At 67.7% G+C, this 15,841-nt stretch carries 14 protein-coding genes; 2 read left to right on the top strand and 12 right to left on the bottom strand.

Annotated features, from left to right (window positions below; all coding sequences use genetic code 11):
- From ABQF13_RS05900 to pdxR, 6 genes are all read right to left on the bottom strand, one after another.
- Complete coding sequence (locus ABQF13_RS05900; protein WP_448391784.1) at nucleotides 1-3,255, bottom strand: arabinosyltransferase domain-containing protein; 3,255 nt, start codon at nucleotides 3,253-3,255, stop codon at nucleotides 1-3.
- Nucleotides 3,252-5,135, bottom strand: a complete 1,884-nt coding sequence (locus ABQF13_RS05905) for a galactan 5-O-arabinofuranosyltransferase (protein WP_448391785.1) — start codon at nucleotides 5,133-5,135, stop codon at nucleotides 3,252-3,254. The genes ABQF13_RS05900 and ABQF13_RS05905 overlap by 4 nt, the downstream gene beginning before the upstream one ends.
- Nucleotides 5,135-5,929 carry a decaprenylphospho-beta-D-erythro-pentofuranosid-2-ulose 2-reductase gene (locus ABQF13_RS05910; protein WP_448391786.1) on the bottom strand — a complete coding sequence of 265 codons (795 nt, stop codon included), beginning with the start codon at nucleotides 5,927-5,929 and terminating at the stop codon, nucleotides 5,135-5,137. The genes ABQF13_RS05905 and ABQF13_RS05910 overlap by 1 nt, the downstream gene beginning before the upstream one ends.
- A gap of 13 nt (nucleotides 5,930-5,942) precedes the next feature.
- The gene (locus ABQF13_RS05915) at nucleotides 5,943-7,304 is read right to left on the bottom strand and encodes a decaprenylphosphoryl-beta-D-ribose oxidase (RefSeq protein WP_448391787.1); all 1,362 of its coding nucleotides are present in this window, start codon (nucleotides 7,302-7,304) and stop codon (nucleotides 5,943-5,945) included.
- Nucleotides 7,305-7,368: 64 nt separating this feature from the next.
- Nucleotides 7,369-7,764, bottom strand: a complete 396-nt coding sequence (locus ABQF13_RS05920; protein WP_448392031.1) for a GtrA family protein — start codon at nucleotides 7,762-7,764, stop codon at nucleotides 7,369-7,371.
- 40 nt (nucleotides 7,765-7,804) lie between these two features.
- Nucleotides 7,805-9,223 carry a MocR-like pyridoxine biosynthesis transcription factor PdxR gene (pdxR, locus tag ABQF13_RS05925; RefSeq protein WP_448391788.1) on the bottom strand — a complete coding sequence of 473 codons (1,419 nt, stop codon included), beginning with the start codon at nucleotides 9,221-9,223 and terminating at the stop codon, nucleotides 7,805-7,807.
- A 49-nt stretch (nucleotides 9,224-9,272) separates the two neighbouring features.
- Here pdxR and ABQF13_RS05930 point away from each other — a divergent pair, with 49 nt between their 5' ends.
- Both ABQF13_RS05930 and ABQF13_RS05935 read left to right on the top strand, forming a co-directional pair.
- Complete coding sequence (locus ABQF13_RS05930; protein ID WP_448391789.1) at nucleotides 9,273-9,731, top strand: carboxymuconolactone decarboxylase family protein; 459 nt, start codon at nucleotides 9,273-9,275, stop codon at nucleotides 9,729-9,731.
- Nucleotides 9,732-9,743: 12 nt separating this feature from the next.
- Nucleotides 9,744-10,475: a phosphotransferase family protein gene (locus ABQF13_RS05935; RefSeq protein ID WP_448391790.1), complete on the top strand. Its 732-nt coding sequence runs from the start codon at nucleotides 9,744-9,746 to the stop codon at nucleotides 10,473-10,475.
- Here the strand turns inward: ABQF13_RS05935 and ABQF13_RS05940 are convergent.
- From ABQF13_RS05940 to ABQF13_RS05965, 6 genes are all read right to left on the bottom strand, one after another.
- The gene (locus tag ABQF13_RS05940) at nucleotides 10,472-10,789 is read right to left on the bottom strand and encodes a TFIIB-type zinc ribbon-containing protein (RefSeq protein WP_448391791.1); all 318 of its coding nucleotides are present in this window, start codon (nucleotides 10,787-10,789) and stop codon (nucleotides 10,472-10,474) included. The two genes, ABQF13_RS05935 and ABQF13_RS05940, sit on opposite strands and share 4 nt — an antisense overlap.
- 214 nt (nucleotides 10,790-11,003) lie before the next feature.
- On the bottom strand, nucleotides 11,004-12,419 hold the full coding sequence (gjpA, locus tag ABQF13_RS05945) for an outer membrane porin GjpA (protein ID WP_448391792.1): 1,416 nt from the start codon (nucleotides 12,417-12,419) through the stop codon (nucleotides 11,004-11,006).
- Nucleotides 12,420-12,595: 176 nt separating this feature from the next.
- A complete protein-coding gene (gene wzm, locus ABQF13_RS05950) occupies nucleotides 12,596-13,426 on the bottom strand; it encodes a galactan export ABC transporter permease subunit Wzm/RfbD (protein ID WP_448391793.1) in 831 nt (276 codons plus the stop codon).
- Nucleotides 13,423-14,325, bottom strand: a complete 903-nt coding sequence (gene glfT1 / locus ABQF13_RS05955; protein ID WP_448391794.1) for a galactofuranosyltransferase GlfT1 — start codon at nucleotides 14,323-14,325, stop codon at nucleotides 13,423-13,425. Before glfT1 ends, wzm begins: the two co-directional genes overlap by 4 nt.
- On the bottom strand, nucleotides 14,325-15,113 hold the full coding sequence (gene wzt / locus ABQF13_RS05960) for a galactan export ABC transporter ATP-binding subunit Wzt/RfbE (protein WP_448391795.1): 789 nt from the start codon (nucleotides 15,111-15,113) through the stop codon (nucleotides 14,325-14,327). The genes glfT1 and wzt overlap by 1 nt, the downstream gene beginning before the upstream one ends.
- Before the next feature lie 10 nt (nucleotides 15,114-15,123).
- Complete coding sequence (locus ABQF13_RS05965; RefSeq protein WP_448391796.1) at nucleotides 15,124-15,630, bottom strand: bacterial proteasome activator family protein; 507 nt, start codon at nucleotides 15,628-15,630, stop codon at nucleotides 15,124-15,126.
- Nucleotides 15,631-15,841 lie beyond the last annotated feature (211 nt).

The raw sequence follows: 15,841 nt of genomic DNA on the forward strand, positions 1-15,841 counted from the left end.
CTAATGGCGCAGCGGCGCCGGGCTCCACAGCCCGCTACGCGTCGCCGAACCGAGATCGATCCGCGCGGGCTCGGCGTCCGGGTAGTAGGGGGTCAGCTGCTGCAGGGCGCCCCAGTCGCGGTACCAGTCCTCGGACAGATACGACGGCACCGTGGTGGCGCGCACCAGCAGCTCGGTGATGCCGAGCGGGCCGCCGCCAAGGTTGTCCATCACCGGTGAGTTGGCCTCGGCGCCGAACCGGTCGGGCATGATCCGCCACTTCGGCACCTCGATGACGCCGTATCGGTGGTCGAACGGGCGCTGGCACGGGAAGGCCATGCCGACCAGCCAGTCCAGTAACACCGGATCTTCAGACCCGACGACGTCCTGAAGGGTGCGCAGTTCGGGGATGCGCGGTGGGGTGATCGCGATCCAGTGCTCGGGGTTGAGGTCGTCGTCGGTGGCGACCAGCCGCACCCGGGTGGCGTCACCGGGGATCGCGTCCAGCGGGACCCGCAGGTTGCGCCAGGCCGGGGACGCGCCGACGTCGCCCAGCGCGACGGTGCCTGAGGCCCCGTCGGCAGGGTCATCGTCGGTGGCCCACTGCACTTCGACCTCACCGGAATCGAAGCGCCCGGCCGCGGCCACCGCGAGCAGTCCCCCTGCCCTTCGGGCGGAGGGTGCCCCCAGGCCGGCCTGGTCGTCCTGGTTCCAGTTGTCGGGTAGCGCGTACCAGGCCGAGCGCAGTGACGCCGGCTGCTGGGTGCCGCTGCGCCAGCTGCCCATCACCGGGGTGCTGGCGGGGTCCAGGTCGAACGGCAGCCGTGCGCGTGACCCGTTGATGCCGGCGGCCGCGGTGGTGCCACCCTCGGTACCGGACTCGCCTGCGGTGTCGTCGCCTTCGGGGGTGTCGGCGAAGTTCGTCGCGGTGCCGGGCCCGCCCATCACCTCGTCGGCCGACAGGTCGGACGGAATCCCGTTGGGGCTGAACCCTTCCGACGTGTCCGCGCTCAGGGCTTCGCCGACGGGGGCGTCCACCGGGGTGAGCATGCCGGCGTTGGCGTCCTGCTCGACGAGCACGTCCTCGGCCAGCCCGCACGTCTTGCCGGTCAGCGCTTCGAGGTTGGACCGTCCGACACTCCACGCCGGGTACTGGCCCGTCATACCCAGCGTCAGCGAGACCACCTCGAACACCACCAGCCCCCACGTGGCGATCGCCAACGGTGCCTGCGCGACTCGTTGCCAGCGCCGCGGTTCACCGGGCGGGGATGAATCGCGTCCGGCGAAGTGGAACCAGGCCGCCACCAGCAGGGCGACGACCGACAGGCCCAGCAGCATCGTGGTGAAGCCGAACTTCCACTCCGGGAACTCGTTGGACCACGGCACACCGAAGTTGGAGACGTACCACCACCCGTTGACCGTGGCGAACGACAGCGCGGTGGCGAACAGCACGGCCGCGGTGAACACCGACCGGTTGCGTCGGGACCGCATCGCGGCGGCGCCGACGGCGACGGCGGCCAGGGCGCCGAGCGATCCGGCCAGCCCGGCGAACACCCCGAAGTGGTGGGTCCATTTGGTCGGGGTGAACATCAGCGCCAGAAACGAGATGATCGTGATGCCGACGATGCGCCGGCTCGGGCCCAGCGCGGTGCCGGGGATCCGGAACTTGCGCAACGCCATCGCCACCGAGACGGCCAGCGCCAACAGCAGCGTCAGCACCGCGAACCGGCGGGCCACCGAGCCGTCGGGGCTGGTGGTGAACAGCCGCGAATAACGGATGTGTTCGTCGAACCAGGACAGGCTGGGGCCGACGGAGGATTTGAACGCGCTGGCCTGCAGCTCGCCGATCAGCGTCTGGTCGCGGAAGATCAAGATGATCGTCACGGTGGCCGCGGCCAGGATCGGCGCCAGCAGCGCCAGGTAGCCGAACCGTGAAGTATGCGCGGCCACAATCGTTTTCAACGGGCCGACGGCGACCAGCAGCGCGCCGACCGCGGCGATGCCCGTCGGGCCGGAGAACAGCGTCAGCGCGCCGATGATGATGGCGACCGCCACCGGTAGCAGCCGGCTGGTGGCCACCCCGCGCTCCACCGAGCACCAGGTGAGCAGGATGCCGAGCGCGATGATCGGTTCGGGCCGCAGCCCGTTGTTCAGCGGCAGCCAGAACGCCAGGAACAGCCCGGCGGCCGTCCATGCCGCGGCGCGGCTGGTCTTGACCGAGTGGCCGAGTCGCGGGATGACCTCGCGGCTGATCAGCCACCAGCAGGCCAGCGCCATCAGCAGCGTGGGCAGTCGCATCCACACGCTGTGGGTGCTGACGTTCGACCACAGCGCCAGCAGGTCGTAGTACCAGCCGAACGGCGCTTCGGGGGTGCCGAACCACCGGTAGTAGTTGGCCATGTAGCCGGCGTGCTCCGACACCCGGGCCATGGTCAGGATGTATCCGTCATCGGCGGTGTTGGCGCCCACGAAGTGCCACCACACCAGCACCGCGGTGACCACCCCGTCGAGCGGGCCGAACGACCACCAGCGTGGCGGCAGGAAGCGCTTGACCTTGCGGCCGTCGGCGGTGTCGAGCACGTGCAGGGCGCCCAGCGCGATGACCGTCAACGCGACGCCGAGGATCATTGCGAGCAGTTTCAGCAGGGTCGGGGAACTGCTGTAGCGGGTGTCGATGGTGGCCGAGAACTCCAGACCGGGCGGCGCGGGCCCGGACAGGTCGGTGAACACGCCGACGATCTGGGGGCGGAAGTCGTAGCCGCTGCGTTCGCCGCTCAGCGGCGCGCCGGGATCGTCGCTATCGGATCCCTTGACCAGGCCGACGAACTCCCCGGTGACCTTGTCGGCGTGTGCGGTGAACGTCAGCGACTGGCACTGCGGGCTGAGGACCTGGTTCAGCGGGGCGCTGACCACGGGGGTGTTGCGGACGATGACGAGCAGGTCGTTGTTGACCCGTTCGATGAGCAGACCGCGGTCGACGGCCTTGGGCGCCTGCTTGGGCACGGTGGACAACAACACAGTGCGGTCGGCGTTGTCGGCTCCGGCCAGCCCGGCGGCCACCCGGCACGGGATCGTGATGGTCAGATCCGTGGCCACGTATCCGATCAGGGGCGCGTTGACGCTCTGCAGCACCCCATCCTGTGGCCAGTTCAGCTCGGCGGTGGTCTGCTTGACCGGCAGCAGCGGGGTCGCGACCGCCAGGGCCGCGCCGAGCAACCCGGCGACGACGGCGATCAGTCGCGCGGTCCGGTGGTTCGCCCCGACTTGGCCAGTCACGGGGCTTGATCGTAATTGGGCAGGCGGATGGCCAGCACAAACGGTCCGATCTCGGAGACGTCGAAGCGGGGGTCGTCGAACAGGGCTTCGTCGAGCGCGACGTGGTAGCGACGCACGTTGGGCTGGTTGGGGTAGACATCGGAGGCCAGCCGCAATGTGTAGGTGTCATCAGCGCCGCGCCGCATCAGGAACACGTTCGGCGGCTTCCACGGCAGGCGGTCGAGGGTTTCGATGAACGCATCGGCGTCGGTCAGGGTGGCCCAGCTCTCGATCGCGTCGGCGCGTTTCTCGAACTGCGCCAGCGGGTTGGCGTAGTGCGAGGTCAGTCCCTGGAACCCGTAGTAGGGGTAGTACGAGAGGAAGCTGTAGTCGGCGGTCATCACCACGGTCTCGTTGCGCGGCAGGTCCGTCACCTCGCGGACTTTTTCGTCGATCTCGCGGTAGTAGCGCTCCGAGCCGGGCGGGCGGCGATCGGCGCGCTCGCCGTAGCCGTCGGTGTCGGTGTAGGCCACCGCGATATCGGCGCGCAGCACGTCGGGGATGTCCTGGCTGTAGGTCACGGCCCCGATGGCGCCGACGGTGGCGGCGGCGGCGAAGACGCGCCTAGCTGTTTCATGGCGGTAGCGCGCGGCGATTGCCAGCGTGGCTTCGATGAAGCCGAACGCCCCGGCGGCGGCGAACAGCACGGTCAGCGTTGGGTTGAGGCGGAAGGACAGCAGCGTCGTGCCGGCCAGCGTGGTCAGCATCGACAGCAGCGACCATGCGTAGACCGCCAGCACGGCGAACGCCAGCGCGCCGGCGCGGATGGAGGTGCGCGCGCGCCACACCAGCCACAGCGTGCCGAGCATGCACAGCGCGCCGAGCAGCGTGAAGTGCAGCATCGGGAACTCCATCTCGGCGCCGACCGACGGCAGGTAGTGCTGCGCGGTGCCCGAGTCGGCCGGCTCGCCCTGGATCGCGGCGGCCAGCCACGGTCCCCAGCCGATCAGCGCGATGGCGCCGGAGAGCGCCGCGATGGCGAGCAGCCGCAGCAGCGGTTCGATGCGTCGGCGCGCCACAGCGAGCCCGACCGCCATCAGCGTCAGCGTGAACGCCGCGTAGGCGAACAGCAGCGTGTAGAACAGCGCGGTGAAGCCGAGGAAGAGGCCGACCCCGATGATGGCGGCCCAGCCTCCGTTTCGGTTCGCGCCCCGCAGTCCCGACCAGGCCAGCACGAACACCGGCGGCAGCAGCGCGGTGATGATCGCGGCGTAGGGTTCGGCCGGTGCGTAGGCGAGGGTCGCCGCGGCGGTGGCGGTCGCGACGATCAGCGCGTACTCGAAGCGAATCATCGCCGCCCACAACACGAACGACGCGGTGATTGCGATCGCGATGGAGATGATGGCCCACGGTTTGAACATCTCCCAGCCCGGGGTGCCGGTCAGGTCGGCGAGCCGCCCGCCGATCCAGAACCAGCCCGGCGGGTAGAACGGCGGCAGGCCGTAGTAGGTCATGTCGTGCAGCGCGGCGGTGTCGGTGAGCCGGGTCAGGTACTCGGTGCGGAACTGCTGGTCGACCGAAATGCCGTGCAGGTAGAGCCTGGTGGCGCCCAGCGGCATCGCCAGCGTCACCACCGAGAACGCGGACAAGAACACCGTCGCGCCGCCCCACGCGAGCAGCCGTCTGCCGCGCCGACACATCCATCCAGACGCCAACAGCCCTGCCAGACAACCGACTTGGCCGACGGTGGTCAGCGCGTGCAGCTGGTTGGACGAGTTGTAGGCCGGCCAGTCCACCCGCGAAATCGCGATCAGCGAGATGGCTGCGACGACGACCGCCACGGCCGCGCCGGCCGCCAGCTGGCCGACGACCTTGGTCGGAGTGGCCAGTGCGCTGCGCATCAGATGGGGAGCTTGCGGAAGATGGGGCGCGGGATGTGCCGCAACACCATCATCACGTACCTGAACACCCCCGGTGCCCATACCAGTTCCTTGCCTTTGGCCGATGCGGTGACCGCCAGTTCGGCGACGTCTTCCTTGTCGACGGTGAACGGCGCTTCCTTGGCGCCGGTGGCCTTCCAGTGCTCGATGGTGGTGCGGGTGCGCACCTGGCCGGGCCGGATGACCAGCACCGAAACCCCGTACTCGCGCAACGCCTCACCGAGCCCGAGGTAGAACCCGTCGAGCCCGGCCTTGGTGGAGCCGTACACGAAGTTCGACCGGCGCACCCGTTCACCGGCGGCCGAGCTCATCGCGATGATGCGCCCGAAACCCTGCGCGCGCATCTTCTCGCCGAGCAGCACACCGACGGAAACCGCTGCGGTGTAGTTGATCCCGGCGATCTGCACGGCTTTGCGCTGGTTCTGCCACAGCTCTTCGGCGTCGCCGAGCAGGCCGAAGGCCACGATCGCGACATCTATATCTCTTGGGGCATCGCCGCCGCGCCACGCGGCGTCGATCACTTTCGGATGGCTCTCGGTGTCGAGCCCGTCGAAGTCGAGCACCTCGACGGATTTGGCGCCGGCCGCCTCGAGTTGCGCGACGGCGGCGTCGCGGCCCGGGTGGCCGGGTACTTCGGCCAGGATGACGCGTGCGGGCGCGTCGCGCAGATAGCGCTCGCAGATCGCCAGCCCGATTTCGGACGTGCCGCCCAACAACAGGATGGTCTGGGGGTTACCCACCGCATCAAGAACCATGTGCGCGCACCATTTACAGCAGCTCCAAACGTCGGGCCATGTCGGACGCGAACACCGCATTGGGATCGACCTTGCGGCGCATGGCGATCCACTCGTCGATTCGCGGGTACATGGCGTGAAATGTCTCGGCGGTGGTGCGGGAATCCTTGGCGGTGTAGAGCCGGCCGCCGAACTCCAACACCCGCCGGTCGAGGTCGGTGAGGAATTGGTTCAGCCCGGACTTGATCGGAAAGTCGACGCAGACGTTCCAACCGGGGATCGGAAAGCTCAGCGGCGCTTGGTTCCCGGGGCCGAACAGCTTGAACACGTTGAGGAATGAGTAGTGGCCCGACCGCTGGATGTCGACGATGATCGCCTTGAACTCATCGACCGCCTCGGTGGGCACGACGAACTGGTACTGGGTGAAACCCGCTGGCCCGTATGCCCGGTTCCACTCACCGAACATGTCCAGCGGGTGATAGAACTGCGTGAGGTTCTGGACCTTGCCGCGGTAGGTGCCCGACTTGCGGTACCACAGCTCTCCGATCGGCCCGAACGTGTACTTGTTGGCCAGCCCGTTGGGAAAGATGTCGGGGAAGTTCAGCAGTTGTGGCGCATCGAATTTCAGCGGATCGCGTTGCAGCTTGGCCGGCAGCTGATCCAGCCGCGCCAGCGAACCACGTGATATCGCGGCGCGGCCGAGTTTGGGTGGTGCGCTGATCGCGTCGAACCACGCGCTGGAGTAGGTGTAGTTGTCTTCGCTGCCGTCACTGTGAAACGCGATCGTCTCATCGAGGTTCGCGGTGACGTCGCCATCGGCGATGAAGTAGGCGGTTTCCGTCGGCGTCATCTCGATCGTGGCGCGCAGGATGATGCCGGTCAGCCCGTTGCCGCCGACGGTCGCCCAGAACAGTTCGCTCTCGGGCCCGTCGGGGGTCAACCGCCGGATCTCGCCGTCGGCGGTCAGTAGGTCGATCGAGCGGACGTGGTTGCCGAAACTTCCGGCGCTGTGATGGTTCTTGCCGTGGATATCGCAGGCGATCGCGCCGCCGACCGTGACCTGTCGGGTGCCCGGCAGCACCGGCACCCACAGCCCGAACGGCAACGCCGCCTTCATCAACGTGTCCAGGCTCACGCCCGCGTCGACATCGACCAGGTGCGTTTCGGCGACGATCGAGTGGATCCGGTTCAACGCGGTCATATCGATCACCAGGCCGCCGCCGTTCTGGGCGTTGTCGCCGTAGGAGCGGCCGAGCCCGCGCGCGATGACCCCGCGCTGACCCGTGGTCGCTACGGCTTGCGCGATGACCTCGACATCCGGCGTCGACAACACCTGGGCCACCGACGGGGCGGTGCGCCCCCAGCCGGTCAGCCGTTGCGTGGTGGTCTCGAACATCGTGACGAGGGTACCGTGCGCTCCGGTAACGACCCTGGCTGCAAAATGCGCGGGGCGCGCCGCGTCAGCGCAGCCGGAAGATGACCGCCCGCTGGACCACGAAGTTGATCACCGTCGCGGCGCCCTGGGCGATGACGAACGCGACGGGCACCCGCCACGGCTTGTCCTCCCACGCCAGATACAACAGGTAGTTGATGCCGACCTGCGCGGAGTAGGTCACCGCGTAGAGCGCACACACCGCGAGAAAGCGCGCCGTGCTGGGCGGCGCCTGAAAGGTCCAGCGCCGGTTGATCAGGTAGGCGGTGGTGGTGCCTGCGATGAAACCGATGGTCTTGGCGATGTTCACGTGCAGGCCAACGGCCAACAGCGCGACGTAGAGGCCGAAGTCGACGATCGCCGAGAAACCGCCGGTGACGATGAACCGCCATACCTGGGTGCCCAGGGTCAGGTTCGGCTGCATGGGGGGCTCGGCCACCGCAGCAGCTTACGGCGCTGGGTCCTCAGCGCTGGAGCCCGCTCGACTCGAGCACATCGCACAGCGCGTGTCCGGCGGAAGGAAAGGCGTGTTCGGCCGGCGTGCCGAACCCGACGATTACGCCGTCGGGCCGGGCCACGTCCGGGCCCGCCTGCGGGTGGCGCATGATCGACAACCCCTCTAGCGCGATACCCGCATCGCCCGCGCGGCGCAGCACCTCCGGCTCGGCGCCGTCGGGCAGGGTCAGCAGCAGGTTCAGGCCCGCGTTCAGCCCGCTGACCGTGAGGGAAAACGGCTGCAGCGCCTGGACAAGCGCGTCGCGGCGGCGCCGGTACCGCAACCGCATGCGCCGGATGTGCTTGTCGTACCCGCCGTTTGCGATGAAGTCGGCCATCGTCAGCTGTGAAATCGCGTCCACGTAGAACTGTGAGCCGCCCGCGGCGGCGATGGCCGGCTCGACGAGGTCGGCAGGCAACGCCATCCAGCCCAGCCGCAGCGCAGGCGACAGGCTCTTGCTCGCCGAGCCGAGATACACCACCCGATCCGGGGACAGCCCCTGCAGCGCGCCCACGGGCTGGCGGTCGTAGCGGAGTTCACCGTCGTAGTCGTCGTCGAGCACGTAGCCGTCGGTGCGTTGTGCCCACTCGACGACCGCGGTGCGCCGCGCGGGATGCAGCGGCATGCCGAACGGGCTGTGGTGCGCCGGGGTGAGCAGCACGGCGGGCACGTCGAGCGGGTCGAGGTCATCCACCACCGCACCGTACTCGTCGACGCTGATCGGCGTCGTCGCCATTCCCATCGCCGCGATCACATCGCGAAAGATGAACAGCCCGTAAGCTTCTACGGCGATCGGCCGCGGTCCGCGGAACATCCGGGCGAGGACCTCCACCCCGTGGCGCACACCCGCACAGATCAGGATCGACTCCGGCGAGGTGCGTACCCCGCGCGCCCGTGCCAGGTACTCCGCCAGCGCTTCGCGTAGCTCGGGTCGTCCGCGCGGATCGCCCATGCGCAGCGCCTCGGTGGGTGCGCGGCTCAGCGCCCGACGCGTCGAGGCGACCCATTCGTTGCGCGGGAACTCCGCGACGTCGGGTGAGCCGGGCATCAAGTTGTGCTTCGGCACCACCCGCACACCTCGGGGCCGCACCGACGCCTCCGTGGCCGCCGCGTTCACCACCCAGGTGCCCGCGCCCTGCCGGGATGCCAGCCACCCTTCGGCGACCAGTTCGGCGTAGGCCTCGGCGACGGTGTTGCGGGCCAATCCGAGGTCGACGGCCAGGCTGCGCGACGGCGGCAGCATCGTGCCCGGCGCCAGCCGACCCGTGCGTACGGCATCGCGCAGCGCCGTGAGCAGCCTTTCGCGCACACCGCGCGACCCAGGGGTGATGGCCTCGGCGAGGTCGAGATGCAGATCCCGCGTCCCCATATTGGCCCATGAATCCACCGGTGAATTGAACCATGTAGATGGGAGTTTGCGGATTAGCGTTAGCGGTATGACCACCGTCGAGAAAGTCCGCCGTCTCAACATGAACCAGGTGTCGCCCGAGGTGTACGAGGCGATGATCCTGCTCAACAATGCCGCGACCAAGGACCTCGACCCCGACCTGGCCGAGTTGATCAAGATCCGCGCGTCGCAGCTGAACCACTGCGCGTTCTGCCTCGACATGCACACTGCCGACGCGCGCAAGCGCGGCATTGCCGAGCAGAAGCTCACCCTGCTGCCGGCGTGGGAAGAGGCCGAGGGCGTCTACACCGAGCAGGAGCAGGCCGCGCTCGCGTTGACCGAGGAGATCACCGACCTCACCTACCGGCACGTCTCCGACGACGTGTACGCCAGGGCCGCCGCGGCGTTCTCCGAGCGCGAACTGGCCCAGGTGATCGCGATGGCGCTGACCATCAACGCGTGGAACCGGATCGGTGTCACCACCCGGCTGCCGGTGCCCAAGCGGTAATACCGTCGAGGGGTGCAGACCCGGTCCGGCGCGCAGATCGTCATTGACGGCGACGTCGTCGTAAAGCTGCACCGGCCGGGCACCGACCCGCGGGCGTTGACCGCGCGGCTGGGTGCGGCCGCACAATCGGCGTCGCTGCTCTCACCGCTGACCATCGTGCCCGAGCCGGTCGGGACTCGCTGGCGCACCCGATGGCCGCGCGTGGAAACCGTTGCGCCCGAACCGGACAGCCTGCCGTGGGCGCAGGCGGGCCGGCTGTTGGCGCAGCTGCATCGAGAAGAGGCGCCTCGGCGTCTGCCGCCGCACGGCTGGCCGCAGCGGCTGCGCCGCATGCTGCGCGGCACCGCTGACGTCACGGTCCGGCGCGCTGCTGCCGGGCTGCCCGACGCGGTCTGGCGCGCGGGGTCGACCGGTCGGCCGTCGACAATGGTGCACGGCGATTGGCATCTCGGCCAGCTGGGCCGGCAGCAAGCAGGCTGGGTGCTCATCGACGTCGACGATCTGGGTGTAGGTGACCCGGCGTGGGATCTGGCCCGGCCGGCCGGGTTCTGGGCGGCCGGCCAGATTCCCGACGACGACTGGACGACGTTCCTGGATGCCTACCGCGGCGCGGGCGGCCCCGCGGTGCCCGACGGCGATCCGTGGCCGGTGCTCGAACCGTTCGCCCGCGCCGCCGTCATCTGTGCCGCCGCGTATCACCCCGACGACGCACTGCTGCGCGACGCCTGTGTGCGAATGCTCTAGCTGGAGAAGAACAGCCTGCCGAAGCCTTGTTTGCGGTAGTACTTGTTGCCGCGGTGGCCCCAGCCGGGACCGTAGCCGTACCCGGGCTGATGCGGTGGGGGCGGCGGCGGGGCCTGCACGAACCGGTTCTCCATCTCGGTGAGCGCCTCGAGCTCACCGAAGTCCAGGAAGATGCCACGACAGGTGTCACACTGTTCGAGGTGGATGCCGTTGCGGTCATACGTCTTCATCACGCCGGCGCACTTCGGGCACAGCAGGTTGGTGGCCCCGCCGGCAGGCGGCGGCTTGGGCGGTTCGTAGGGCGGAATGCTCATTTTTCGACAACGCCTGCGTCAGCGCTCTGGTTCCGCGATCGGACCGGCGGCAGGCCCCCTGGCCCGCTTAACTGGTTTTTGCTGGCACCACGTGGGTGCGATCAACCATTTAGTGCCACAGGAGCGCCAAACAACGCTCACCCACGCAATCGGTCCCTGCCCTCGCGGGCAGGGACCGATTGGTTTACATGGTTGACGAACTACGACAGCAGGATCAGTCGTCGCTGCCGGAGCTCCCTTCCGACGAATCCGAGGAGTCTGAGTCGGCCTTGCCGTTGTCGCCGTCAGCCTCGGAATCCGAAGCGTTGCCCGAGTCCGTGGAGTCGGAGCCGGACTGCTCGTCCGCAGAATCGGGGTCATCCCCGGTGCCATTTTCGGGACCGTTGGTGCGAACCACGCCGTGCTGGTTGCCCGTGGCCTCCTCGTCGTTCTGCTCGAGCAGGTCGGTGTCCAGGTCGTCCTCGGTGGCCTCTTCCTCCGTGACCTCTTCCTCGGTGACCTCTTCCTCGGTGACGTCTTCTTCGGTGGCCTCTTCTTCGGTCACCGCAGCGGGCCCGGTGGGTTCCTTGCTCACAGAAGCGGTCTCGACCTCGGTCGCGGCGTCGTCGAGAGCCTTGTCCTGCGCAGTCGGCAGCGTGACCGTCTGCGAAGCCAGCACCGACGCTGGCACCTGGCCGGGATCGTTGACGTCTGCACTCTGCGTTTCGGGCGCATTCAGCGCCGGAGCCAGCGGGTTGCCCTCGCCGTCCCAGCCGATGGCCTTGGCGATGGTCTGGGTCAGCGCTATCAGCGAACCGACGAAGCCCGGGCCTATGCCGTCGATACCGCTACCGTCACTGAAGGTGAAATCGAGGGCGTTGAACATCGTGCCGGCCCCACTGAGCAGGCCGCCGAAGGTGAGCTTGACGGTCAACTCATCTAAGGGGTGCTCGATCCCCAATGCATTGACCAGCGGGGTGATGTCGATCTGCTGGCCGCCGTTGAGGAAGCTGTCGACCATGGCGGCGGGGGTGTTGATCAGCGTGTTGAGCGCTGCTTCCAGATCGGGGTTCTCGCCGGTGAGGTTCCCGACGATCGTGTGGATGCTCGCGCCCAGCGCCAGCACCGGATTGATCACCGGCCCCACCAGGCCGAGAAGTACACCGCTGAGGTAGGTCGTCTGGAACTTGAACAGCGGCTGCAATTCCGGCGGCACTCCCGGCGGCAAAATGGTGCCCAGCCCGTTCATCATGATGTCGTACAACGACGCCCGGCTGCCGGTCAGAGTGCTGAGGTCCTCGGCGAACGGAGCCGTGAGTGCGGCCTGCAGGTTGCCCACCATTTCCTCGAGGATCACGGGGAAGTCGGGCAGCTGCTGGAGATAGCCAAGCTGGTTGGCGATGACCTGCTGCAGGATCGGCGCCGGCGCCTCCAACCAGAGGTCGGCGAGGTTTGCGACGTTGGTCTCGGACGTCTCCCAGATCTGCAACCACGGCTCGATCGGGTTGACGGCGGCGGACAACTGCACCGCTGGGTTGGCGACTTTGACGTCGGGCAGAGAAGGCGCCGCGACCACCGGTGTCATCGCGATGGCAGTGGCGCTGACCAGGGCTAATCCAGCGCTGGTATACGGACGAAGTGTGACGGGCACCGGGCTCCTTCGGCTCGTGCGGGTAATTGACGGACCTGAACCTACTCACCGGTAAGATAGCTTGCATACAAAATTGAAAAATAGATTCAAACATTTTGGCGGCTTCGCCAAGATCAAGTGGCGACCCTTCGTGCAGACGATGCGGCCGGCTGCCCGCGCGTACCGTAAAACCGTTGCTACACCCAGTACGCGACGCGGCCGCGGTACTGGCGCATCGCGAACGCGGCCATGATCCAGCCGATCACCGTCAACACCATCACCACGACCCAGTGGTGCAGCTCCTGGTCGGCGCCGAGCAGCGGGGCGCGCACGATGTCCAGGTAGTGCAGCAGCGGGTTGAGCTCGACGATCTTGAGGTACTCCGCGGCATCCTGCTGCTGCAGGGTGGACTCGTTCCAGATGATCGGCGTCATGAAGAACAGCAGCTGCACCAGGCTGACCAACAGCGGGCTGATGTCGCGGTAGCGGGTGGCCAGGATGCCGAAGCACAGCGACACCCACACGCAGTTCAGCACGATCAGGGCCATCGCCGGGATGACCGCCAGCGCGGTCCACGACCACGGTTTGGGATAGATGATCGCGATGATCACGAAGATGATCATGTTGTGCGCGAACAGGATCATCTGCCGCCACACCAGCCGGTACACGTGCACCGACAGCGGGGTCGGAAGCTGTTTGATCAGGCCCTCGTTGGCGATGAACACCTCGGCGCCCTCGAGGATTGACGCGTTGATCATGTTCCAGATGATCAGCCCGAGCGTGACGTACGGAAGATGTTCGGACAGCTCGAGTTTGAACAGCTTCGAGTACAGCAAGCCCATCGCCACCGCGGTCGCGCCCGTGGCGATCGTGATCCAGAACGGCCCGAGCACCGAGCGGCGGTACCGCTGTTTGATGTCCTGCCAGCCCAGGTGCAGCCACAGCTCATGCTTGGCGAAGCCGTCGACCAGATCGCGCCACGCGCGCGCGAACGTCTTCGACTGTGAGGCGGCGTCGGTGAACGTCACGATGCGGGCCTCCCGAACCTCTCCTTACGACCCAAGCGCCGCAACCGGATCCACTCCCACAGCCCGGCGGGATCGCGCCGCGACACCAGAAAGTACCAGCCGAACCGGGCCCACTCCTGCGGCAGCAGCCGGCGAAGACCCGGCTGCGACAACAGGTATCCACGGTTGCGGTAGGTGAAAAAGCGTTTGCGGGCATCGTCGGGATACTGCGTGTGCATCCGCCCGCCGAGGATCGGTTTGAACTCGTCGCCGCCCTGCGGATGCAGGTACACCGCGTTCAAACAGGTCCCGAACGGCAGGCCGGAACGCACCAGCCTGCGGTGCAGTTCGGTCTCGTCGCCGCGGACGAACAACCGCAGATCCGGGACCCCGGTGGCCTCCAGCGTCGACGCCGCGAACAACGCGCCGTTGAACAGCGAGGCGATCCCCGGCAGCAGGTCCTGCCCGGCCCCGGTGCGCAACTCCTCGACCCGTCGGCGCCACGCCACGCCGCGGCGTAACGGGAACGCGAGCCGGCCCGGGTCGTCGAGGTCGCACACCATCGGCGACACCTCGGCCAGCCCGTGCTTATCCGCGCATGCCACCAGGGTGCCCAGCACCTCGGAGTCGGCGGGCCGTCCGTCGTCGTCGGCCAACCACACCCAGTCCGCGCCCAGTGCCAATGCGTGCAGCATCCCCAACGCGAAACCGCCTGCGCCGCCGAGATTTCGACGTGAGCCGAGGTAGGTCGTCGGTACCGGCTGGGCGGCCACCAGCTCGGCCACCCGCGGATCGTTGTCGTTGTCGACGACGATCAGGTGGTCGGGCGCGCGGGTCTGGGCCGTCACCGCCTCCAGCGACTTGGCCAGCTCCTCGACGCGACGATGGGTGACCACCACGGCGCAGACCGTGCCGGTCATCACCGGCGCGCTTCGTCGAGCACTTCGCGGACGTGCCGGGCGGCGTCCTCACCCTCGTAGGCGCGAACGACGTCCTCGATGCCGCCCGTCATCTTGATCGTGCCGTGGTCGATCCACATCGCCGTCTTGCACAGCCGCGCCAGAAAGTCGTTGGAGTGGCTGGCGAACACCAGGATGCCCGAACGCTCGACCAGCGCCGACAACCGCGTCTGCGCCTTCTTCAGGAAATCGGCATCGACAGCGCCGATGCCTTCGTCGAGCAGCAGGATCTCGGGGTCGATGCTGGTCACCACGCCCATCGCCAGCCGCACGCGCATACCGGTGGAGTACGTCCGCAACGGCATCGACAGGTAGTCGCCCAACTCGGTGAATTCGGCGATCTCGTCCATCTTGGCCAGCATCTGCTTGCGGGTCTGTCCCAGGAACAACCCGCGGATGATGATGTTCTCGAACCCCGAGATCTCCGGGTCCATCCCGACGCCGAGGTCGAACACCGGGGCCACCCGGCCGGTCACCGTCGCGACACCGCGGGTGGGTTCGTAGATCCCCGACAACAGCCGCAGCAGCGTGGACTTGCCGGCGCCGTTGTGGCCCACCAGCCCGACGCGGTCGCCCAGTTCCAGCGACATGGTGATGTCGCGCAGCGCTTCGATGACGACGACGTTGGACTCGTTGCGCCCGATCGCGCCGCCGGCCTTGCCAAGAAACGCCTTCTTCAGCGACCGCGACTTGGCGTCGAAGATCGGGAACTCCACCCACGCATTGCGGGTCTCGATACGCGGGACCAATACCGGGCTCCTACAGATACTGTCCGGTGCCGTGTCCGCCACGCGGACCTGCCGGGCCGCCCATCCCGGGCGGCAGCGCACCTTGACGCATCTGCTCGAGCTGCTGGCGCGCGGCCATCTGCTGGGCGAACAACGCGGTCTGGATGCCGTGGAACAGCCCCTCCAGCCAGCCGACGAGCTGAGCCTGGGCGACCCGCAGTTCGGCGTCGGAGGGCACCGACTCTTCGGTGAACGGCAGGGTGAGCCGCTCGAGCTCTTCACGGAGTTCCGGTGCGAGGCCGTCCTCGAGCTCGGTGATGCTGGTCCGGTGGATCTCGCGGAGCCGGTTGCGGCTGGCCTCGTCCAGCGGTGCCGCCCGTACCTCCTCGAGCAGCTGCTTGATCATGGTGCCGATCCGCATCACCTTGGCCGGCTGCTCCACGAGGTCGGTCAGCGATTTGCCGTCGGATTCCTCCTCGGCCGCCGCGTCGTCGCTGCCGATGATTTCGATGTTGTCGTCGTCGCTGTTGGTGGTCATCTCCGTGAAGTTTCCCTGTAATCGCCGTCGTATTGCCTAGCCGAGCAGTTCGCGCCGGTTCGTAACCTATCTGGCGACACTAGCCCCTGCGCCATGGCGCACCCGCGCACCGCCGGTCTGCAGCTGAGCCGGCGTCGGCCGGTGTTACGGCAGCAAAGCCGGTTGCGAATCTCGCTGCAACCCATTATGGGTCGTGAACATTAGAGATCGT

Source organism: Mycolicibacterium sp. XJ879 (genome assembly GCF_053483935.1).

Excerpts from the sequence above, each read along its gene's own strand:
- ABQF13_RS05905 (WP_448391785.1), bottom strand. The coding sequence starts at position 5,135 with ATGCGCAGCGCACTGGCCACTCCGACCAAGGTCGTCGGCCAGCTGGCG.
- ABQF13_RS05910 (WP_448391786.1), bottom strand. The coding sequence starts at position 5,929 with ATGGTTCTTGATGCGGTGGGTAACCCCCAGACCATCCTGTTGTTGGGC.
- ABQF13_RS05915 (WP_448391787.1), bottom strand. The coding sequence starts at position 7,304 with ATGTTCGAGACCACCACGCAACGGCTGACCGGCTGGGGGCGCACCGCC.
- ABQF13_RS05920 (WP_448392031.1), bottom strand. The coding sequence starts at position 7,764 with ATGCAGCCGAACCTGACCCTGGGCACCCAGGTATGGCGGTTCATCGTC.
- ABQF13_RS05930 (WP_448391789.1), top strand. The coding sequence starts at position 9,273 with ATGACCACCGTCGAGAAAGTCCGCCGTCTCAACATGAACCAGGTGTCG.
- ABQF13_RS05940 (WP_448391791.1), bottom strand. The coding sequence starts at position 10,789 with ATGAGCATTCCGCCCTACGAACCGCCCAAGCCGCCGCCTGCCGGCGGG.
- glfT1 (WP_448391794.1), bottom strand. The coding sequence starts at position 14,325 with ATGACCGGCACGGTCTGCGCCGTGGTGGTCACCCATCGTCGCGTCGAG.
- ABQF13_RS05965 (WP_448391796.1), bottom strand. The coding sequence starts at position 15,630 with ATGACCACCAACAGCGACGACGACAACATCGAAATCATCGGCAGCGAC.